Source organism: Actinoplanes oryzae (assembly GCF_030757795.1).
Classification (GTDB): domain Bacteria; phylum Actinomycetota; class Actinomycetes; order Mycobacteriales; family Micromonosporaceae; genus Actinoplanes.
In genome coordinates, this window is the sequence record NZ_JAUQWH010000362.1 from 1 (window position 1) to 584 (window position 584).

The 584-nt window shown below is 61.0% G+C and carries 1 protein-coding gene; it reads right to left on the reverse strand.

Features of this window, described 5'->3' with window-relative positions; translation table 11 throughout:
• Positions 1-584: hypothetical protein (locus RBH18_RS43935; RefSeq protein WP_306216457.1), on the reverse strand; the 584-nt coding region annotated here is incomplete at both ends.

Sequence of the window (584 nt, forward strand, 5' to 3'; positions counted from 1 at the left end):
CCGCCGCCGGTTTTGAGGTCGAGTGGTGGGCGGTTGTCTCCGTTCCATTGTGGGTTGTAGATTTTGTTGATTTCTTGGGCGTAGTGCTGGGCCATGCCGCCGATGATGCTGCTGGTGATGGTGGCGCCGGGTTTGAAGTCTCCGCCGGTCATGAGGGAGAAGAGGCCTTCGAAGCCGGTTTCGGCGAGGGCGGAGAGGATTTCGCGGCTGTAGGGGTTTTTGTTGATTTTGGGGTAGAACTTGCCGCCGATCATGTGGACGCCGCTGACGCCGAGGCCGATGAAGAGCCCGCCGGCGAAGGCCATGGCGAGGTCTTTGTAGTCGATGGTTTTGCGGTTGCCCTCGGCGATCTGGGTGAGTTGGGCGGCGGCGGATTGCCAGAGTTCTTCGAGGCCTTCCTGGATGCCTTCCCACATGAGGTGCATGAGTTGGTTGCGCAGGCGTTGGCGGAGGAAGTCGATGAGGGCTTTGACGATTTCCTGGCCGATTTTGATGAGGCCGGGGACGGCGGCGGCGCCGAAGCCGGTGGACAGGGCGATGGCGATTTCGACGACTTGGGTGAAGGCGGCGATGACGATGTTGTA